This window comes from Avibacterium paragallinarum (assembly GCF_011765605.1).
GTDB lineage: Bacteria > Pseudomonadota > Gammaproteobacteria > Enterobacterales > Pasteurellaceae > Avibacterium > Avibacterium paragallinarum.
The window spans coordinates 287862-310435 of record NZ_CP050316.1 but is presented as its reverse complement, the minus strand read 5'-3'; the positions used below and the strand labels follow the sequence as shown (position 1 = coordinate 310435).

General features: G+C 39.2%; 16 protein-coding genes. 12 read left to right on the top strand and 4 right to left on the bottom strand.

Annotated elements, in window-relative coordinates; translation table 11 throughout:
* Positions 1-6 precede the first annotated feature (6 nt).
* Positions 7-1062, top strand: a complete 1056-nt coding sequence (locus HBL79_RS01655; protein WP_046097324.1) for a peptide ABC transporter ATP-binding protein — start codon at positions 7-9, stop codon at positions 1060-1062.
* A gap of 9 nt (positions 1063-1071) precedes the next feature.
* The gene (locus HBL79_RS01650; protein ID WP_017806981.1) at positions 1072-1872 is read left to right on the top strand and encodes a peptide ABC transporter ATP-binding protein; all 801 of its coding nucleotides are present in this window, start codon (positions 1072-1074) and stop codon (positions 1870-1872) included.
* A gap of 73 nt (positions 1873-1945) precedes the next feature.
* Here the strand turns inward: HBL79_RS01650 and ykgO are convergent, their stop codons facing one another.
* Positions 1946-2089, bottom strand: coding sequence for a type B 50S ribosomal protein L36 (gene ykgO / locus HBL79_RS01645; protein ID WP_017806982.1), 144 nt, complete (start codon positions 2087-2089; stop codon positions 1946-1948).
* Between the two features lie 9 nt (positions 2090-2098).
* A complete protein-coding gene (locus HBL79_RS01640; protein ID WP_017806983.1) occupies positions 2099-2365 on the bottom strand; it encodes a type B 50S ribosomal protein L31 in 267 nt (88 codons plus the stop codon).
* 206 nt (positions 2366-2571) lie between these two features.
* Between HBL79_RS01640 and HBL79_RS01635 the strand changes: the two genes are divergently transcribed.
* On the top strand, positions 2572-4302 hold the full coding sequence (locus tag HBL79_RS01635) for a protein-disulfide reductase DsbD (RefSeq protein ID WP_017806984.1): 1731 nt from the start codon (positions 2572-2574) through the stop codon (positions 4300-4302).
* 290 nt (positions 4303-4592) lie between these two features.
* Here the strand turns inward: HBL79_RS01635 and HBL79_RS01630 are convergent, their stop codons facing one another.
* A complete protein-coding gene (locus HBL79_RS01630) occupies positions 4593-10709 on the bottom strand; it encodes a YadA-like family protein (protein ID WP_167316907.1) in 6117 nt (2038 codons plus the stop codon).
* A 609-nt stretch (positions 10710-11318) separates the two neighbouring features.
* Here HBL79_RS01630 and HBL79_RS01625 point away from each other — a divergent pair.
* The 9 genes from HBL79_RS01625 (at position 11319) to HBL79_RS01585 (ending at position 22106) form a co-directional block, all read left to right on the top strand.
* On the top strand, positions 11319-11726 hold the full coding sequence (locus HBL79_RS01625; RefSeq protein ID WP_046097322.1) for a DoxX family protein: 408 nt from the start codon (positions 11319-11321) through the stop codon (positions 11724-11726).
* A 580-nt stretch (positions 11727-12306) separates the two neighbouring features.
* Positions 12307-13911, top strand: a complete 1605-nt coding sequence (gene purH, locus HBL79_RS01620; protein ID WP_035686908.1) for a bifunctional phosphoribosylaminoimidazolecarboxamide formyltransferase/IMP cyclohydrolase — start codon at positions 12307-12309, stop codon at positions 13909-13911.
* Positions 13912-14289: 378 nt separating this feature from the next.
* Complete coding sequence (locus HBL79_RS01615; protein WP_418883990.1) at positions 14290-15576, top strand: phosphoethanolamine transferase; 1287 nt, start codon at positions 14290-14292, stop codon at positions 15574-15576.
* A gap of 42 nt (positions 15577-15618) precedes the next feature.
* Entirely contained in the window at positions 15619-16938 is a 1320-nt protein-coding gene (purD, locus tag HBL79_RS01610; protein WP_035686913.1) for a phosphoribosylamine--glycine ligase, read from the top strand.
* Between the two features lie 116 nt (positions 16939-17054).
* Complete coding sequence (gene glyA / locus HBL79_RS01605) at positions 17055-18320, top strand: serine hydroxymethyltransferase (RefSeq protein ID WP_035686915.1); 1266 nt, start codon at positions 17055-17057, stop codon at positions 18318-18320.
* Positions 18321-18809: 489 nt separating this feature from the next.
* Positions 18810-19523 (top strand): two-component system response regulator ArcA, encoded by a 714-nt coding sequence (arcA, locus tag HBL79_RS01600; protein ID WP_017806993.1) that lies wholly within the window; start codon positions 18810-18812, stop codon positions 19521-19523.
* Positions 19524-19582: 59 nt separating this feature from the next.
* Positions 19583-20212 carry a lipoprotein insertase outer membrane protein LolB gene (gene lolB / locus HBL79_RS01595; protein WP_035686918.1) on the top strand — a complete coding sequence of 210 codons (630 nt, stop codon included), beginning with the start codon at positions 19583-19585 and terminating at the stop codon, positions 20210-20212.
* Positions 20209-21099 carry a 4-(cytidine 5'-diphospho)-2-C-methyl-D-erythritol kinase gene (gene ispE, locus HBL79_RS01590; protein WP_035686921.1) on the top strand — a complete coding sequence of 297 codons (891 nt, stop codon included), beginning with the start codon at positions 20209-20211 and terminating at the stop codon, positions 21097-21099. The genes lolB and ispE overlap by 4 nt, the downstream gene beginning before the upstream one ends.
* Positions 21100-21158: 59 nt before the next feature.
* Entirely contained in the window at positions 21159-22106 is a 948-nt protein-coding gene (locus tag HBL79_RS01585; RefSeq protein ID WP_017806996.1) for a ribose-phosphate pyrophosphokinase, read from the top strand.
* A gap of 137 nt (positions 22107-22243) precedes the next feature.
* Here HBL79_RS01585 and yciH read toward each other — a convergent pair whose 3' ends face one another.
* Positions 22244-22573 carry a stress response translation initiation inhibitor YciH gene (gene yciH, locus HBL79_RS01580; RefSeq protein ID WP_035687047.1) on the bottom strand — a complete coding sequence of 110 codons (330 nt, stop codon included), beginning with the start codon at positions 22571-22573 and terminating at the stop codon, positions 22244-22246.
* Position 22574 lies beyond the last annotated feature (1 nt).

Here is a 22574-nt window from a genome sequence, read left to right as displayed (position 1 = left end):
ATCCTAATGGCACTACTCGATATTCGAAATCTTTGTATAGAAATTCCCACTTCAACTGGGAAAGTAAAAATTATTGATAATGTAAACCTCACACTGAATGAAGGTGAAATCTGTGGACTTGTCGGAGAATCAGGATCAGGCAAAAGCCTTATTGCGAAAGTTATCTGTAATACGATTAAAGAATCTTGGATTGTTACCGCAGATCGCTTTCGATTTAATGATATTGAGCTACTAAAACTCAGCACACATAAAAGAAGAAAACTCATCGGTAAATCTATTTCAATGATTTTTCAAGAACCCCTTACTAATTTAGATCCTAGTAAAAAAATAGGCAAACAACTCATACAAAACATTCCTTCTTGGGCATTTAAAGGTCATTGGTGGCAGTGGGTTGGCTGGAAAAAACGAAGAGCAATCGAACTGCTTCACAGAGTCGGAATAAAGGATCATAAGGATATAATGAACAGTTACCCCCACGAAATAACAGAGGGAGAGGGACAAAAAGTGATGATCGCTGTTGCTGTTGCTAACCAGCCTCGTCTACTTATCGCAGATGAACCTACAAATGCTTTGGAATCGATCACTAAAATACAAATATTTCGTTTACTATTAAGTATGAACCAGAATCAAGGTACCTCAATTTTACTCGCTAGCAATGATATAAATAGTATCAGTGAATGGTGCGACACCCTTAATGTTTTATACTGTGGTCAAAATGCTGAGTCAGGTCCAAAAGACAGCATTATTTCAGCCCCTCATCACCCTTATACAAACGCTTTACTTCACTCGATCCCAGATTTCAAATACCCTCTGCCTCTTAAAAGCCGTCTCAGTACATTAAAAGGCAATGTTCCCTTACTGGATCAACTTCCAATAGGCTGCCGACTAGGTCCAAGATGTCCATTTGCACAAAAAAAATGTATTCACAAACCTGCTGGAAGACGAATAAAACAACACGAATTTTTCTGCCATTTCCCACTAAATTTACGGGAACATCAATATAAAGAAAAAGAAGAGCAACGCCCTCTTATCATTGCCACCGATGAAAATAATGAAGAATAAGGAAATGAAGTGGATACCTTACTACAAATTAAAAACTTATCGAAATATTTTGAAGATAATATAAATATTTTTTCCTCTACGCGACTGATCGCCGTAGAAAATATTAACTTCGAACTACAACGTAAAAAAACACTTGCCATAATAGGAAAAAATGGCTCTGGAAAATCAACTTTAGTCAAAATGATCGTTGGAATTATCAAACCGAGTGCGGGGGAAATTTTATTTAAAAATACCCCCCTTCAATTTGGCGATTATTCTTACCGATCACAACATATTAGAATGGTATTTCAAGATCCTAACAGCTCGTTTAACCCTAAACTTAATGTAGGGCAAATTTTAGATACCCCACTTAGACTCACATCTACATTAAATGAAAGAGAACGCGACAAAAAAATCTTTTCTACGCTCAAATTAGTCGGTCTTTATCCTGATCAGGCGAATGTCAGAATTAATACAATGTCTATTAGCCAAAAGCAACGCGTGGCATTAGCAAGAGCATTGATCCTAGAACCTGAAATCATAATTACCGATGATGTTCTTGGCTCACTTGATGCAACCGTAAAAACCCAACTAATGAATTTAATGCTAGAAATTCAAGAAAAACTCGGTATTTCATATATTTATATAGGGCAACATCTCGGTATTATCAAACATATCTCAGATAATGTATTAGTGATGGATGAAGGTAAAATGATTGAATACGATACCACTAAAAAAATTTTCACTCATCCTCAAAATGAAGTAACTAAACGTCTGGTAGAAAGCCATTTTGGACATCTCCTCACAGAGGAATCTTGGCAAACGAGATAGTCAATACACAATAACAAAAAGCTCGCAACATATTGCGAGCCTGACAGAAATAATAAAGAAACCATAACCCAAATTAACGTTTTTTCTTTTTACCGCCTTGACGAGCTTTAAAACGCGGATTTTCTTTACAAATCACATAAACCACACCGTGGCGGCGTACAACTTTGCATTTTGGGTGGCGAGTTTTCGCTGTTTTTAATGATGAAAGCACTTGCATAATTGATCCTTATTTTGATTTTAATGCACCGAATTTACCGTAGCGATTATTGAAATCACTGGCACGCCCTTCACTACTAATTTGGCGTGTTTTCCCTGTATAAAATGGATGTGATGCAGAAGAGGTATCACACATAAACACAGGATATTCCTTGCCATCTTCCCATTTCATTGTTTGCGTTGTTCTGGCACAAGAGCGGATTAAAAAACCTTTTTTGGCATTGCTATCATAGAAAAGTACGGTGCGATAATTTTCAGGGTGGATACCTTTTTTCATTAGAGAACCTCTTATTTTGCGATAAAAAATAACTTGAGCAGCTATCCTACAATAAATGCAAACTATTATCAAATCTTATTTTTTAAAGTAAAATAAGATGGCGATAAATTTGTCAAAATCCTAGACTATTTCTACATTGATTAACAAAAGGATATGCTAAAATCCTATCTTTATTAACGCATTTAACCTAATTTTCTAGGACTAGAATGAAAAAAATTATCATCACTGTTTTATTATGTTGCACAGCTTTACTGGCACAGGCAGGGTTATTTGATACCAAGCCTAAATTCCTCAAAGCTGATGATGCCTTTCAGTTTAGCTATCACCCAACTGGTAACCAGCTTTTATTAGAATGGACAATCGCCCCCGATTATTATCTTTATAAAAAAGAAATTCGCCTTGAACAAAATGATCAGCCACTTCGCGATCTTCCGTTTCCGCCAGCCGAAAATTATCACGATGAATTTTTTGGCGAAACGGAGATTTATCGCCAACATTTAGCCTTACCAATCCCTATCAACAGCGATACGCCCGTGCAGTTCAGCGTAACCTACCAAGGTTGCACCAAAGGGTTTTGCTATCCGCCAGAAACGAAACGCGTAGAATGGCAGCCTTCAGAAAATGCGATGCAAAAAAATTCGTCGCCAAAAAGTGCCGCACTTTTACCCTTGAATGAACAACAATCGCTCGCACAACAATTATGGCAAAGCAAATATGCCGTATTTGGCTTTTTCCTATTGGGATTAGGGCTGGCATTCACCCCTTGCGTGTTGCCGATGTTGCCATTGCTTTCCGCCATTGTCATCGGCAGCGGACAACGCCCAAGCACCTTGCGAGCCTTAGGGCTGAGTTTCGCCTATGTGCAAGGAATGGCACTGACTTACACCTTGCTCGGCTTGACGGTCGCCGCTATCGGCTTGCCGTTTCAAATCGCCTTGCAAAGCCCCTATGTTCTGATTGGGCTATCCATTCTTTTCGTATTACTCGCATTGTCAATGTTTGGGTTATATAGCTTACAGCTTCCTACTTCCTTGCAAACCAAGCTCACCTTGCTCAGCCAAAAACAAAAGAGCGGTGCGTTTGGCGGGGTGTTTTTGATGGGAATGATCGCAGGACTGGTCGCCTCCCCTTGCACCTCCGCCCCTTTATCGGGTGCGTTGCTTTATGTGGCACAAAGTGGCGATCTGTTCACAGGGGCAATCACTCTCTATTTACTCGCCTTAGGAATGGGCGTGCCGTTGATGTTGGTTACAGTATTTGGCAATCGCATTTTACCCAAATCAGGCGACTGGCTGGAAAAAGTCAAAATTATCTTTGGCTTTGTGATGCTTGCTTTGCCCGTCTTTTTGCTTTCTCGCCTATTGCCTGAACTATGGGAGGCCCGCCTCTGGGCATTACTCGGCGTTTCGTTTTGCTTATGGGCTGGGTTGCAAATTCAGGGTAAAGGCTTAGGCTGGGTAGCTCGCATCGCTTTCTTTATTTTGGCGATGATGTTAGTGAAACCTTTGCAATCTTGGCTCTGGAATGAGGCAGATTTCCCACAACGCTATCAAGGGCAAAGCAACGAAGCTCACAAAGTCGCGTTCCAAAAAGTGGAAAGCTACGCGGAGTTACAAAAAATCTTACAAAAAAATGACCGCACTTTTGTCATGCTCGATCTCTATGCAGATTGGTGCGTTGCCTGTAAAGAATTTGAAAAATACACCTTTTCCAACCCGCAAGTGCAACAAATGTTTGATGAAATGTTGTTACTCCAAGTGGATATGACCAAAAACAGCCCACAAAACACTGAACTGATGGAAAAACTCAATGTGTTAGGCTTGCCGACAATCCTGTTTTTTAACTTACAGGGAAAAGAAATTGAAGCCGCTCGTATTACAGGATTTATGAACTCAGAGCAATTTTTAAACTGGTTACAGCAACGGCTTAATAAATAATTAATGCCTTGTTATAGCTAAATTGATTTCCGCTTTATACAAGGCTTTGAGCCAATGACAGTACAAGCTAAGTAAACGCCATAAGAAAATGAAAGAAGTTTAGCTATAGTTTAAATTAAACAGCTATATCTTTATTAGAGATATATAGTCGTTTGATTTCAAAATAATACGGCGTTACATCGCCTTGTCTTATTTTGAAATCAAACGACTATACTATTCCTAAACATTATACTGAGTATAAAAAAAGCGAATCAAAGGTGATTCGCTTTTTGCTTATTTATGGATTAAGGCTAAAAGGTAAATCCAACACTCATTGCTGCCCCTTTATCTCCGTTACTCGTACTCATACCAGATAAACGGATACCTACTTTTCCATTATCAGAGAGTCTAGACATCCCTATTGCAACAGCATTCTCCCCTTTGAACGTTGCTGTACCTACGGAAATCGTTGTTTTCCCTGGTAAAGCAACATTTTGTAGGCTTGCCGTCGCCATTGCACCTGCAATACCTGCACGCGACTCCCGTGTTAAATCGCCAATACGTTGATTAACTTGATTGAAATTATTTTGAACATTATCAATCACAGTATTTAATTGACCTCGATTCACCGCACTGGTTGGGTCATCACTCGCTTTAACGCCAGTAATCACTTTATTACCTGCGTGGATTCCACCATTGTTGATTACAATGCTATCTCCCTTTTGAGCATCAGGATCTGTATTTGGAATCTTAACCTCATCAATCGCGATTTTCTTATTCAGTGAAACTTTCACCTTATTATCATCAGTAATAGATGTTGTCACATTCTCATCACCAACAATTTCAACGGTTTCATTAAGTTTCTTATTAATCACTTTATCCCCGTCGGCTTTGAACTTCAAGCCATCATCCATTGTAGCAAATGAGGTTTCCACTTTTTCAAGTTGCCCATCAGCATTTGTTCTTTCAGTCGTCACAGAGAGACGGCTCAAATCATTTCCATCAATATCTTTACCTTTCTTAGAGGAAAGGGTGACTTGAGAATCATCATTGCCGACTAAAGTTAATGCCCCATTTTGTCCATCAAGAACCGCTCTTGGTTTTGCCTTTTTATCACTGAGAACAAGCATATTTTTCTCGTTATTAAAGACCATCGCCGCATTCCCGTCATCTTTGTTAGTGATAACCAAAGCATTACCTTCTTGTGCGGCTAATTTTGCCTTCTCAGGCTTATTTGAACCAATTACCAAGTTATTCTCAATAGAAATATTTGGCTGTAATGAAATCCCCACTTGATTACCCGCAGAAATCGTTGTTTTCACATTATGATCTCCGTGAATCTTGAGGCTTCCACCTAACGGCACAGCCAAGTGATCACCAACCAATGCCGTTTTCATCTCTGGCAATGCTGGCTGTGTCGGCGCAATATCCCCCGTTGCTACATTACCTGCTGGTGCTACACCACCCGCCGTATTCGCCGTTGTCGCCCCACCTTGAGTGCTAGATGCTGTAGGTGCTGTTGTTTGAGTCTTCGTTGGACTAACTTCATCACCATACACGCGAATACCTTTCTGCATTAAGGCGTAGAGCTGACGACCTGTCACTACATCACCACTGGTTGGAGAAATATCCCCATCGGCGACATTACTAATTTTCTTATTCCCAGCATCAATACCATCAATACCTGTTGCCAAAATACCTACCTTTGATCCCCAACCTGTATTCACAGCGGTGGTTAATTTATCCACCGCGTCTTTAAAGGTGGTTGGAGCCGTGCCGTTTATCGGATTAAAGATAGAGGTTTGATTTGGATTTTTGGTTACCGCTAAATCTGTTGTGCCTAATGCGTCATTGATCGCTTTAAAAAGTTTATCTAACTGACCTTTATTCACCGCATCGGTGTCTGCCGTCCCTGCTTTCACGCCAGAGACTTTAATGCCATCTGTTGCTGCATTGCCTGCACCAGATAAAGATAAAGTGCGGTCATTTCCTGAGCCAGATTTTGTTAGCACAATGCCCTCTGTCTCGCCGCCCACGGTTACTGTGCCGCCAGCAATAATGTTTTGAGAAGCATTCAAAGACTCAGTTGCGATAGTTTTTAAGCCTGTTAATCGATCTTTTAAGGTGAATTTCACCACACCACTATCTTCTACTGAGGCGTCAATATTGGTCGTGCTAGTAAAATTCAATCCTTCAGTCAATTTAACCGTTTTATCGTTTTTACTGTCCGCTTTATATGCTAAGGTCGCATTAGTGAGAGCCTGTTTCACATCAGAAATGGCTTCACTGATCGTTGTTTTCTCAGTACCGCCAATTTTAGCCCCGCTATCAACCCCTAATAACGTACGCAACTGCCCCCCATTTACCGCATCTTTTGAATTTGCCGTAATGTTGCCATCTGCAACACCAGTCAATTTAATCGCCGTTCCGGTTGCGTTCCCCGCAAGAGTAATCGCATCTTGGGCTAAGGTGATGCGAGATTTATCGGAGGTGTTATCCGCTTTTAAGGCTATGCCCGATTTAGTTACTTCAACGTGTTCTGCATTTTCCGCACCGATAGATAATTTTGTCGGGGCTAATTTGCTTTCATCGCTGCCATTTTTCACCGAGAAGCCATCACGACTTACTTTCACTAAGTTTGTTTGAGCAGAATTTGTTGTGCTATCAATGGTTAAGCCATCTTCTGCAAAAGTGGTGGTTGAACCATTTGTTGTGTCGCCTTTTTTGAAGGTTAAACCCGCACTGCTCATTCTGCCCGTAACTTGATTTGGATCTTGCCCTGACTTATCAAAGGTAATGCTGTTTACCCCTTCAATGTCTTTCATTAAGCCGACAGTGAAGGTTTTTTTCTTGTTGTTATCGGTAGAAGGCTCAACTGTGATCGGTGAATTTGCTTTTTTCACCACATCCACCAAGCCAGTAATGCCTTTGTTGGCTTCTGCTGAAACCGTTGGTTTTGCACCTTTAAGTGCATCATAGACAGCTTCCCCTGACACCACTTCTTCTTCTGTTGCCGAAAGCGAGATCAATTTGGTGAGAACATTATTAATCGCATCGTGGATTGTATCTTGCCCTGTGCCGCCAATATTTGTAAATGTAATTGTGCCATCAGTGGCAAGATTTGCATTGCCACCAAAGTTGTTCTTAACAGATTGAGCCAGTTTGCTCAACATAAAGTTCGTTGCATAAAGCTGTGAGCCGTTAATGGCTTCAGTAGAAGTTTGCGAAATATTGCCTGCTGCAACATTAACAATTTTACGCTCTTTCCCAGCCGTTCCGATACTTAACACACCGAGTGTTTCAGGGGAACCTGCAAAATTATTGAATGTTAAACCATTTATCATCGCTGAACTTGTACGGCTAATTGCGGAATTGGCAACCGTCGAATCTTGCCCCAATGCAATGGAAGGTTTTCCACCCGCAGTAACCGTTGCACCTTTACCAATCGCCACTGCCCCTGTCATTGAGGTATCCGAATTCGTACCGATAGAAATGGCATTTTCAGCGGAAGAATTCGCTTGGAAACCAATCGCAATGGCTTGTTTCCCTGCTAATCCATTATTAGCTCCTGAGGTTTTTGCCTGCCAGCCAAATGCAATACTGTCTTGCCCTTTTGCACCATCATTAAGATAGTTATTATTGACTTTTAACGCTGCAATGGCTTGAGGGGTTAAGCCGTCTATATTTCTTGCTGAATCCGTATTGCTTGCATTCTCAATCTGCATTTTATATTGATTAAATTTGTTGAAGTCAGTTACGGTTGCTTCTAGATCTAATTGTGCTGCAACCTGATTGAGCTCTGACGCAGTTGTTTTTAAGTCGCCACTATATTCCGCTTCAAGTTCTTGCACTGCCGCACGAATTTTGTCTATTGAAGTTTGATTAAACTTCTCTCCATTTAATTTTTCTCGTGCATTTAAATAGAGCAATTGTGTTTTTAATTTCACATATCGCTCATAACTTTCCCCTTTACGAATATTGCTAGCCACTCTCCCCGCTTGTCCATTGATATTCGTTTTTTCAACAGAGAGATATTGCACCCCACCGCTATTTTGTAATAACTCAATTTCAGATAGGAAACGTTCTTCAATGGTTTTCAACTGAGCCACATTCACTGCATCGGTATCAAGAGAACCAGACGCAACATTCACAATACGACGTTCTGAGCCTTTTGAGCCCACCGAAATAACCCCAGTTTTTCCTGAAGTTGGGATACTGATTCCCCCTTTAGATACCCAAGGTTCGGCTTCTAACTGTTCCCAAGTGTAATCTGTTTTAGAGTTTACCCCAAGTGCGGTGGAATTTTGCAAAGTTGCTCGAGCATAAGCACCAATTGCCATTGCATTAATCCCCGTTTCCATTTTGCCCGCACCACGCGAAACCTTCGCACTAAAACCTAATGCCATTGCTTGACGCATATAATCGCTACCTTTATTAAAGGCTCTAAAGGCTCGAGCATTTTCATCATAAACTTGAGGCTGATGCAAAATACCACTATCTGTATCTTTAGCGTCAATTCGTGTGTATCTACCAATGGCTAAGCTGTCAGGAGAGTTGGCATTTTTCCCAATAATAGAACCCATACCTAATGCCAATGAAGAAGAACTACTAGACCCAATAAAGGCATTCACCCCTATTGCTAATGAATCGGGAGAATCAGAGTTAATTGAAGCGGAATACCCTAGCACAATAGTACGATCTGAAAGCGTTGATGTCCAAGAGCCCCCCAAGAAGCTGCTTGTCCCTTTGGCATAACTTCCCACACCAATTGCAATCGTATTGCTTCCTGAAGGTTCCACAAAAGAATAAGAACCCAAGGCAAAGGCATTTTTGGCATTGGCTAAGGCATAGCTCCCTAATGCCACAGAATTTGCTCTAGATGCAAAGGTTTTATTACCAATTGCAATGGCATTTTTCCCTTCATCTTCAGTTGTAGCTAATGTTTTCTTGATCGCACCTGCTGAAGTGGTTAAATAGGTCTCATTTCCCGCTACCAGCGGTAATCCATTAGTAAGCACATTATCAAAAGACTTGGTAAATACGTTAATCGCATTTTCAGCTTTAGTTTCATCTGATTTATCGGCATTTTTTAAGGTAGCATAAGCACCGTCATTTTGTAATAAATTTCCTGCTTGACGGCTATCAAATTGAGCCCCTGCTGCGACTTCTGCACCAATTGCGATTGCCCCCGTACCTACTGCTTTCGCCTTATAACCATAAGCCATTGAGCCAGCATTTGAGGCTTCAGTTTTATTACCCATAGCAACGGAATTTGCAGCAAAAGTTCGCGATTCTTCCCCGATTGCCGTACCGCCCACTGCATCTCTCGCAACAAAAGAACGTAACCCCATTGCAGTAGATTTATCTGCCAAAGCAAAGGCTAAGGAACCGACCGCAGTGGACATTTCCCCTGCGGCAATAGTACGGGAACCTAGGGCAATTGCCCCTAATTTACCTGCATAAGTGGGAGAGGCACTTGGGTTATCAACATATTTGCGTTTAAAATCAGAATAGGTATAAAAAGCCTCTTGCTTATTTGGATCGCGGCTACCTTTTTTTATATCATAATCTGTGCCGTCAGCCTTTTTCCCCATATATAAATCAGAAAATATATCCCAAATGGAATTAGTAGGTGCCTTACCTGCTCTTCCATCCCAATTAGTAGCAGGCAATTCGTCATTATACTTAGTCCCTGATATTTTATCAGACCCAATAGCAATGGTTGATTTTCCTTCCGCAAAGGTTCCTGCCCCAATAGAAATAGAATTGGTTTTTGACCACGCATTTTGCCCTAAAGAAACAGATTGATTCCCCACACTTTTCGCATTTTCCCCAATCACCACAGAACCTTGACGGCTTTCTGGAGTTCTACGGGGATCTAATTGTGTATAAGCATTAAGACCTATCACAATAGATTTTTTAAAACGGTTTATCGCGTTGGAAATAGCCACAGAATCTGATGCTATACTTTCATTTTTTGCCCCCTGACCAATAGCAATTGAGTTCATCGCCCAATTATCATTTTTTGCCCCCTGACCAATAGCAATTGCTCCCGTCGCCGAATTACTATTTGTTGCGCTATGGCCAATAGCGACCCCTTGATTGCTATTTGTGCCAACACTCTCACTTCCCGATGGATTAAGATTAACACTATTACTTGGTACGCCACTATTAACATGCTGTAGTTTTACGGAGCTATTATAAACCTCTAAAAATTTCGCATTAGCTAATTGAGGGAATAATGATGTTCCTAGTGCGATATTAATGAGAAGAGCAAGATATGTACACTTTGTAAATAGCGGTTGAAAAAATGCAGTATTATGTGTGTTTTTTTGGCTAGCTGTTTTATCTTTATTATTTGCTAGCTCTGAAACCACAATCATTTCTTGTTTAACAACAGAATATTTAATTTTAAAAACTTTATTCATAAATCATTTACCTATATTAAAAACGCAAACATTAACGCAATACTAATTCACGCTTTTTATAAAAAACTGAACCCTATATTTAAGTAATTTATTAATAATAATGAGCGTTAATCATCATTGATAAATTACTTTTGTAATATGCCCCTAATGTAACTCTTATTAGGTATTTCTAGGGGGGGGAATTTGCTTCTCCCTCTCTGAGAGGTGATACTATTAATTTAGTAAAGATAAAACTCGGCTTAATACTACTCTAATTAATTAGAGATTACAAATAAAAACACCTCATTTATTGATGCAATAGGTAATTTCTAACACTTAATAACTAAATGCAATTAAAAACACTATTTTAATTCCCTTGCTGGTCTAATGAGTGAGCATAATTTAATCATTTTCTTTAAGTTTCTCCACTTATAACCGACTAATTTGATTGGTTATTTCATCATTTCAAGAAAAATTTGTATTATTAAAAATGCAATACCTACAGTTAAAATAAGTGCGGTGTTTTTTTTATCACTTTTTCTTAACCGTAAAAACTTAATTTCCTTATTTTGAATTGTTTAAAAACAATAATTCCCTTATGATACGCCCCGTTTTATTTAAGGAAAAAATATGAATATCTTCACAAAAATACAACCTTACGCCCTCGGATTATTACGCATTATCGCAGGCTATATGTTCTTACTTCACGGTACGGCAAAATTCTTTGAATTTCCTGTATCAATGACAGGTGGAAATGAGGCGGTGGAACTGTTCTCAATGATGGGTGTTGGCGGTGTATTAGAAATCGTTGGTGGAACCTTGTTTATCCTAGGGCTATTCACCCGCCCAGTCGCCTTTTTATTGTCAGGTATGATGGCTGTGGCGTATTTCCAAATTCACGCGTCTTTAGATAATGTATTGTTACCAATTGTGAACAAAGGCGAACTTGCGGCGTTATATTCCCTTGTTTTCTTAAACTTTGTTTTCCTTGGTGCAGGTGCATTCTCGCTAGACAGCAAAATCTGCAAAAAAGCATAAGTATTCACAAGCAAGTGTCTTTTTCGGGGCGGAATAACCGCCCTTTTTATTATCAAAAAATAGCATAAAAAACACCCTCAAAAAACTACCGCACTTTTTAAAACCACCCTCCCCGTGTAAATTGCCCTCATTTCAATAAAATTTTTAGAAAAGTAACGCCTGAACGCAGCGAAGCGAGTATGGGCTTACTTTTCGTTAAAAAAATTTATTGGAATGAGGAACAGCAATTTAGTCGGGGTTCTCTTTTCTTTGCTTACTTTCTTTTGAGTAAGCAAAAGAAAGTAAGTCGCTCAACGAGCGAAATCCGTTATAACTACCAAAGAAAAAAGTCATCAGCCCAAATATCCAAAAATGACAGAACAAAAGTACGGTGTTCTGTAAGTAAAAAATCCAGCACTGAAGTGTATGCAACGCCCCCTACGATCAACTAAATCATTTTGTTTTATGAAAACCATAAATTTTCCTTCTGATGATTTTTTTAGCAAAAAAATAAATTTCTCTCTGCTCTTACTATATAAAAGCAAACGTTTGCGTTATAATGTGGGCGTTTTTTCATTTCATTTAATTAAAGGACAGTTCAATGCAATCAAATCGCCCAATTCGTCAGGCTTTACTTAGCGTTTCTGATAAAACAGGTATCGTGGAATTTGCTCAAGGTTTAGTGCAACGTGGTGTAAAGCTGCTTTCCACCGGCGGCACGGCAAAATTATTGCTGGAAAATGGGTTGCCTGTTACGGAAGTTTCTGATTACACTGGCTTCCCTGAGATGATGGATGGGCGTGTGAAAACCCTTCACCCAAAAGTACACGGGGGGATTTTAGGTCGTCGTGGTGTGGACGATGAGGTAATGGCAACACATCAAATTGAGCCGATCGATATGGTGGTAGTGAACCTTTATCCTTTCGCTCAAACCGTCGCCAAACCAGATTGTTCCCTTGCCGATGCAGTAGAAAATATTGATATTGGCGGGCCAACAATGGTGCGATCAGCAGCGAAAAATCATCAAGATGTGGCGATTGTGGTGAATAATCAGGATTTTTCCGCGATTTTGGCAGAAATGGATCAAAATCAAAATGGCTTAACCTTAGAAACACGTTTTGATTTAGCCATCAAAGCTTTTGAACATACCGCACAATATGATGCGATGATCGCCAATTATTTTGGCAAATTAGTGAAGCCTTATTTTGCCGCCGATGATGACGAGCGTGAAGCGGTTTGCGGGCAATTCCCGCGCACCTTGAATTTGAATTTTATCCGTAAACAAACAATGCGTTATGGGGAAAATGGCCACCAAAATGCCGCATTTTATGTGGAAAAAGAACAAAAAGAAGCCAGTGTGTCCACCGCAAAACAGCTACAAGGTAAAGCCCTTTCTTACAATAATATTGCCGATACCGATGCGGCGTTGGAGTGCGTCAAAAGTTTTGCCGAACCCGCTTGCGTGATTGTGAAACACGCAAACCCTTGTGGTGTGGCATTAGGTAAAGATATTTTAGAAGCCTATAACCGTGCCTATCAAACCGATCCAACTTCTGCATTTGGCGGTATTATTGCTTTTAACCGTCCTTTAGATAAGGCAACAGCACAGGCAATTATTGAGCGTCAATTCGTTGAGGTGATTATCGCTCCAGTGGTGCAGGAAGGGGCGAAAGCCGTATTGAAAGCGAAGAAAAATGTGCGTGTTTTAGAATGTGGTGAATGGCATAACCAACCGCAACAACGCCTTGATTTCAAACGGGTGAATGGCGGGCTTTTGGTGCAAGAAACAGATTTAGGAATGGTGGAACTAGCGGATTTGCAAGTGGTCAGCAAACGCAAGCCAACGGAAAAAGAACTGCAAGATTTGCTTTTCTGCTGGAAAGTGGCGAAATTTGTGAAATCGAATGCCATTGTGTATGCCAAAGATAATCAAACTATCGGCATCGGAGCAGGGCAAATGAGCCGTGTTTATTCTGCCAAAATTGCGGGGATTAAGGCCCAAGATGAGGGGCTGGAAGTGAAAGGGTGCGTAATGGCGTCCGATGCCTTTTTCCCATTCCGCGATGGCATTGATGCTGCTGCCAAAGTCGGCATTGAATGTGTGATCCACCCTGGTGGTTCAATGCGAGATCAAGAAGTGATCGATGCCGCAGATGAACATAATATGGTAATGGTGCTAACGGGAATGCGTCATTTTAGACATTAATAGATGTTTCTATTATAATTGACTGCTCATTCTATCTTAGGAAAAGTTACTCGTATTACAATGAATATTTATTTAAGAAGCATTTTTATTTTCATACTTTACCCTCTCTTTTTTGTTTTAAGTGAAATGGGGTATCGTTACTTATTTGGTATAAGACCTTTAGAACAATATATTGAAACATTTTGGATAAATCTTGCATTTATTGTTTTCTTATATTTTTCAAAATGCCGATTTACTCGGTTTTGTCTTGTATTTTTCTTTGGGTTAAGCCAAATTGTGAACTCGGTTCATTATGAGGTTTATCAAAATTGGATTAATGCAACGAATTATTATCTCTTTTTTGAGGAATTTCAGGAGGTTTTTCATAATGGCGTCTCAATGTTAGACAAAGTAATTCCTCCTTTTCTTTATTCTCTGCTAGAAACTTTTGTATTTGCTTCTATCTTATTCTTCATACCTCATAGAAAATCCAAAAAATACCTATCAATAGATCTCCTTTTTTATCTTATTTTTATTTATATGTTTATTCCTTCTTTTTATTCTACACAAGAATTTGGAATAACTTCAAATTTATCTTACTCTAGAATAAAAAGTAACTTTTATACCTTTAGTGTATTTATTGGAAAAGTCATTCCTTATAATTTATTACATTTAAGTAAAGTAGAAAATTATTCTCACCCTATACCCGATATAGTTTCTGAGCCTAAAGTAAAAAACATTATTTTAATAATGGGCGAAAGTCTATCCGCAACACACGTAAATTATTTTGGTTATAAACGAGAAACAATGCCGTTTTTAACACAACTCGCTAAAAATAATAAAGATAATAATGAGGTTTTACTAAAAGAAGCCTATAGTGCAGGTTTAATGACCGCCATTTCTGTACCTGCATTTTTTAGTGCAATTCCTTACCCTAATGGCTTAACTCAAATCATCAAAGGTGATACTAATTTTTTCCATTTAGCAAAACTGCAAGGATTTGAAACCTATTTCTACACGGCTCAACCCGAGAAACAAATGATGATTATGAGTTTAATGGGAAAATCTTGGATGGATCATCAATTTACACCTACAGATTTACACCACAATAGTAGCCTAGGAATGAATGATCACTATTTATTTCCGCTATTTGAAAAAATAAATTTAGATCAAGGAAAACATTTTATCGTATTACATCAACGAGGCTCGCATGGTGTTTATGGCGAATATTTATCAGAAGATGAAAAAGCCTTTAAAGAAAATACACCTTTAGATAACTACGATAGTACCATTTATAATACAGATCAATTAATTAAAAAAGTTTATGATTATTTAAAAGCTCGTAATAAAGAAGATTATTTATTAATTTATACTTCAGATCACGGACAGCATGTTACAAGCAATTTTTATAATCAAGGCACAATGGATGAATCTCAATATCTAGTCCCTGTATTTATTTATGCTCCAGAACATATTTTTAATAACACTATACAGAAATTCAAGCAGTGTAACCGTTTATTTCATCAACAAATAGCAACCTTTATTATTAATACGATGGGATTTAATATGCCTATCTCTGATTGTAAAAATGGCATTATTAATTCTGGTTTTATTACTGGAGATATGGGATATCTAAAAGTTTCTTATCCTGCTCCTCCTGTATTTATTAATCCTAATCGAAAATAAACTTTGTGTAATAAGTATTTTAAAAATAAAAGGTTAATTATTATGAATATTTTAATTATTGGAAACGGAGGGCGTGAACACGCCTTGGCTTGGAAAGCGGCACAATCGCCGTTGGCGAGCAATATTTTTGTTGCACCGGGTAATGCGGGGACGGCGAGAGAAAATGGCTCAGAGAAAAATGACACTGAGAAAAGTGCGGTGCAAAATGTGAACATTTCTGCCACAGACATTCCCGCACTCGTGAAATTCGCTCAGGATAATCAAGTGGGCTTAACTATTGTCGGCCCTGAAGCTCCATTGGTGGCTGGCGTGGTGGACGCTTTTGAACAGGCGGGGCTAACCATTTTTGGCCCAACGCAAGCAGCCGCACAACTTGAGGGTTCAAAAGCCTTTACTAAAGATTTCTTAGCCCGTTATCAAATCCCAACGGCGGAATATCAAAACTTCACAGAAGTTGAGCCAGCACTTGCTTATGTGCGTCAAAAAGGTGCGCCGATTGTCATCAAAGCGGACGGATTAGCCGCGGGGAAAGGTGTGATCGTGGCGATGACCCTTGCTGATGCGGAGGAAGCCATTCGTGATATGTTGTCAGGCAATGCGTTTGGCGAAGCGGGAAGCCGTGTAGTGATTGAAGAATTTCTTGATGGCGAAGAAGCTAGTTTTATTGTGATGGTCGATGGTAAAAATGTTGAACCAATGGCAACTAGTCAGGATCACAAACGGGTTGGCGAGGGCGATAAAGGCTTGAACACAGGCGGAATGGGAGCGTATTCTCCTGCTCCTGTGGTTACACCTGAAATTCATCAGCGAGTAATGGAACAAATTATTTACCCAACCGTGCGAGGAATGGCAGCGGAAGGCAATCGCTACAAAGGCTTTTTGTACGCAGGGTTGATGATTGATAAAAACGGGCAACCTAAAGTGATCGAATTTAACTGCCGTTTTGGTGATCCTGAAACCCAGCCGATTATGATGCGTTTGGAGTCTGATCTCGTTGAGCTTTGCTTAAAAGCCTGCGAAGGGAAATTGGATCAAGTGAAATCGCAATGGAAACCGCAAGCCGCGTTAGGCATTGTGCTAGCGGCAGAGGGCTATCCTGCGGATTATCGTAAAGGCGATGAAATTCACGGACTGAGCGAAAAAGTGCGGTCAGATGAAAAAGTGTTTTTAGCTGGCGTGAGCGAAGCAAACGGTAAATTGCTCACCAACGGCGGACGAGTGCTTTGTGCCACCGCACTCGGCGATTCCGTCTTAGAAGCCCAACAAAAAGCCTTAGCTCTAGCGGAACAAATTCAATGGCAAGGTCGCTTTTTTCGCCGTGATATTGGCTGGCGAGCGGTGGAGCGGGAAAAAACAAGCTAGATGAAAAAAATTCATCTATAAGATGAGAAATTATAAATTGTATTGCTATTAAAAAATGCACTTTAACAGGATAAACTTATCTTATCTATTTTTCTACACAAAAGAGGACAAACACAATGTTAAAAAGAAGTATGAACATCGCTGATTACGATCCCGTATTATGGCAAGCCATTTTGGACGAAAACCGCCGTCAGGAAGAACATATCGAATTAATCGCATCAGAAAACTATGCCAGCCCGCGTGTGATGGAAGCACAAGGTTCTCAATTTACCAATAAATATGCCGAAGGTTATCCGGGTAAACGCTATTATGGTGGCTGTGAGTATGCGGATATTGTTGAGCAATTAGCGATCGACCGTGCCAAAGAATTGTTTGGTGCAGATTATGCCAACGTGCAGCCACACTCAGGTTCACAAGCGAATGCGGCAGTGTATATGGCATTGTTAAACCCAGGCGATACCATTTTAGGAATGAGTTTGGCACACGGCGGGCATTTAACGCACGGTGCCTCAGTGAGCTTCTCAGGTAAAATTTATCACGCTGAACAATATGGCATTACCGATGAGGGCGTGATCGATTACGATGCCTTGCGTGAACAAGCCTTACGCGTGAAACCAAAAATGATCGTGGGTGGTTTCTCAGCTTATTCGCAAGTGGTGGATTGGGCGAAAATGCGTGAAATCGCTGATGAAGTGGGGGCATATTTATTTGTGGATATGGCTCACGTTGCAGGGCTTATCGCAGCAGGTGTTTACCCTAACCCATTACCACACGCTCACGTTGTTACTACTACGACGCACAAAACCCTTGGCGGCCCGCGTGGTGGTTTGATTTTAGCCAAAGGTGGCGATGAAGATCTTTATAAAAAATTAAACAGTGCGGTATTCCCAGCTGGTCAAGGTGGTCCGTTGGTTCACGTTATTGCTGCTAAAGCGGTATGTTTTAAAGAAGCCCTTGAGCCAGAATTTAAAGCTTATCAACAACAAGTAGTGAAAAATGCCAAAGCAATGGTGGAAGTGTTTAAACAGCGTGGTTATAACGTGGTATCCAATGGCACAGAAAACCATTTATTCCTTGTGGATTTAGTCAGCCACGGTTTAACAGGGAAAGCAGCCGATGCCGCATTAGGCAAAGCCAATATTACAGTGAATAAAAACGCTGTGCCGAATGACCCACAAAAACCGTTTATCACTTCGGGCATTCGTGTAGGAACACCATCAGTAACCCGCCGAGGCTTCAAAGAAGCGGAAGTAAAAGAACTCGCTGGCTGGATATGTGATGTGCTTGACGCTGTAGGCAAAGAAAACGAAGCTGAAGTTATTGCTGCCACAAAAGAAAAAGTGCTTGAAATTTGTAAGCGTTTGCCAGTTTATCCCGCATAATTTTAATTAAGAATAAAATAGGCTAAGTTAAGTATTGTTATTTAGCCTATTTTTCTGACGCATCGCCATTTGATGAAATGTATATTACGTTAATACGGAATGTTTCTGTAGGAAAGTAAAGGGAGTTTACCTATATGCTGCCTTTAGCTTACAACATTGCCTTACACCAAACTTAACTCCCTATCCTATTCTGTTTCTTGTTAAAATACCTCTGTAAAACGACCGCACTTAATTTTATCTCCGATTTCTCAATAAAAGCTGATATTCAAAATAATGGCTGTAATAAACGGCAAGCTATATGGATAATCCTTCTAAAACCAATTAGTTTCAAATTCAATGCCTATAATATGATTTAGATCATAAAATATAAATGATTCATCACTTCTTGCTCTTTTATGCTTGTTACAATAATGTTGCAATTATACAATTACCCACATAAAATACCTGACAATTTTTAAATCGACACGACTGTAGGAAAAAAGCATTAATATGATTACGCCGCAAATTCTAATCGTTGAAGATGAAGCGATTACAAGAAATACGCTGAAAACTATTTTTGAGGCAGAAGGATATAATGTATTTGAAGCAAATGATGGTGGCCAAATGCATAAGATCCTTTCAAGCAGAGAAATAAATCTTGTCATTATGGATATTAATTTGCCTGGGAAAAATGGTTTAATGCTTGCTCGAGAACTGCGAGAAACAACAAATACAGCACTAATGTTTTTGACTGGGCGTGATAATGAAGTAGATAAAATCTTAGGGCTAGAAATTGGTGCTGATGATTATATTACTAAGCCATTTAACCCTAGAGAGCTAACGATCAGAGCAAGAAACCTACTCCAACGAACAATGTCTGAAAATAAAAAATCACCGAAACAGCAAATTGAGCAATATCGGTTTAATGGGTGGACGTTAGATCTTAATAGTCGAACACTTATCAATCCAGAAGGTGAAAGTTATAAACTTCCGCGTAGCGAATTTCGTGCAATGTTGCAATTTTGCGAAAATCCAGGAAAAATCCAATCTCGCGAAGAATTATTGAAGAAAATGACTGGACGGGAATTGAAACCTCAAGACAGAACTGTCGATGTAACTATTCGCCGAATTCGCAAACATTTTGAGGATCATCCGAATACACCTGAACTTATTTCAACAATTCACGGGGAAGGCTATCGTTTCTGTGGGAATATAGAAAACTAGAAAATTAAGTGCGGTCAGTTTTTTTGTATTTTTTATTCTTCAATCGTTAGTAAATTTTAATGCTCATTTTTAATCGTTTTTTTATTTTTTTAATATTCAGCCTAGTTCTTACAGGCTGTATGCTCAGCGTTGATAATGTTCGCCCTACACATATTCATTATCTTGATAAAACTGATCCTAAGTGGCAAATACATTTAGCTCAAATAAAACAAATAAAATCCTATCATATCCAAGGGCAAATTGGCTATCTTGATAGAAAACAAAGAGCCTCCGTTACATTTGATTGGCAATATCATTCTCCTAACGAATATACACTCACCCTTTCCTCAATTTTAAGTCGCTCCTTATTTATTCTAGAAAAGAAGAATGGGGAGTTTATTATTACTGATGAAAAAGGGAAATCCTATAACAATAGTAACGCACAACATCTTCTAGAAGAAACACTAGGCATAATGATTCCTATTGATCAACTAGCTATTTGGTTAAAGGGTGATCCAAATGCTCAACTTGACTATCAAGTCGGGGAAAATCATTTACTGGCTAGTTTCACTTACAGTATTTATTCCGATGAATGGACTGTAGATTACTTAAATTACCATAATAGTCCTATTCCTCTACCTCAAGATATTTTATTAAAAAATACGGAGCAAACCTTAAAAATTAGAGTGAATAACTGGAAATACCAATGAAAAACTATCATTTTTCCTCTACACCGTTGAATACGCATATAGCAGATGGCAAATATCGTTTTCCTAGTCCCGCAAAACTGAACTTATTTCTTTATATAAATAGGCAATTGGAAAATGGTTATCACGAATTACAAACTCTATTCCAGTTTCTTGATTTTGGTGATTGGCTAGAAATTGAGATTAGGCAAGATCCCCAAATTATTCTTTCCCCAGCATTTTCTAAAATAAATGTTACAGATAATCTTGTTTTCCGAGCGGCTAAGTTATTACAACAATATACTCATTGCCATTTAGGTGCGAATATCTATTTAGATAAGATTTTGCCAATGGGTGGCGGTATAGGTGGAGGTTCATCTAATGCTGCAACTACTCTTGTTGCCTTAAATGCCTTATGGAACACGCAATGCTCGCTAAATGAATTAGCTGAACTAGGACTACAATTAGGTGCTGACGTTCCAATTTTTATTCATGGAAAAGCGGCTTTTGCCGAAGGGATAGGAGAAAAAATTCAGTATTGTAACCCCCAAGAAAAATGGTATGTCGTACTAAATCCTAATATTTCTATTTCAACCCAAGCAATTTTTCAGGATCCTAATTTACCTCGTAATACACCTAAAAAAACATTACAACAACTCTTAACTGAAAATTATACAAATGATTGTGAAAAAATTGTTCGAGATCATTATCCAGAGGTTGAAGAACTACTAAAGTGGTTGCTACAATATGCACCCGCAAGGTTAACTGGAACTGGAGCCTGTGTTTTCGCTGAATTTGACGATTCAGGATCCGCTCATTCAGTCTTTCTAAATAAACCCAAAAACTGTTTTGGTTTTGTTGCACAAGGTATAAATCTTTCACCATTACATAAAATGATGAAGGACTTATAAAAATAAAATCACGATGTTATACACATTCTTCCATCTAAAATTCTGAGGTTAATTCTAAAATGCCCGATATCAAACTTTTCACTGGTAATGCGACGCCAGAGCTAGCAAAACGAATTTCTGAACGCTTATATACATCTTTAGGAGATGCGACTGTAGGCAGATTCAGTGACGGAGAAATCCAAGTTCAGATCAATGAAAACGTACGGGGGAGCGATGTTTTTATTATTCAATCTACTTGTGCTCCAACAAACGATAACCTAATGGAATTAATTGTGATGGTAGACGCTCTACGCCGTGCTTCTGCTGGTCGCATCACTGCAGTAATTCCTTATTTTGGCTATGCTAGACAAGATCGTCGCGTTCGTTCTGCTCGTGTACCTATCACTGCCAAAGTTGTTGCTGACTTTTTATCTAGTGTCGGTGTTGATCGTGTTTTAACCTGTGATCTTCATGCCGAACAAATTCAGGGATTCTTTGATGTCCCTGTTGATAATGTATTTGGCTCGCCTGTATTAATTCATGATATCTTGAAAAAAACTGATCTTGAAAACCCTATTGTCGTATCACCAGATATTGGTGGGGTTGTACGAGCTCGTGCCGTTGCAAAACTCTTGAACGATACAGATATGGCGATTATTGATAAGCGTCGTCCGAAAGCGAATGTGTCGCAAGTTATGCATATCATTGGTGACGTTTCCGAACGGGATTGTATATTAGTAGATGATATGATTGATACTGGCGGAACATTATGCAAGGCTGCTGAAGCACTTAAAGAAAGGGGAGCAAAACGTGTTTTCGCTTATGCAACTCACGCTGTATTCTCAGGAGCTGCTGCAAAAAATATCGCTAGTGATGCCCTTGATGAAATTGTAGTAACAGATACCATCCCTCTTTCTCCTGAAATTAAAGCATTAGGGAAAGTTCGCGTTCTTACCCTTTCTGGTATGCTTGCTGAAGCAATCCGCCGTATTAGCAACGAAGAATCCATTTCAGCTATGTTTAACTAAGATAAAAAGGCTAATTTAATCAATTAGCCTTTTTTTATTAACATAAAATATAATTTCTACATCTTATCGTCCAGTAAACTTTCGAGGATAGCCAACAAAATTCAAAATGAGATAACCCCATATACTCAATAATGAATCTATCCACCAGCTAACTTTACGCTAAAATTTTTTTCCTCTAAAAGTTGTTTTAATAAATCTCGTTTATCACCTTGAATTTCAATCATACCATTTTTGATTGATCCTCCGCAGCCACAACATTTCTTTAATTCCGTGGTTAGTGCCTTCATTTCATCATAAGGCAAATTAAGCCCTTTGATAACACTAACCGCACTCCCCTTACGCCCACTTACCTGGCGTTCAATACGAATAATGCCATCGCCATAAGAAAAAGAAATAGGTTGTTTTTTCTGCTTTTTTTCCTTTTCTATCCAACCGATTTCTGTCGAATAAACTAAAGTTTCTTCCATC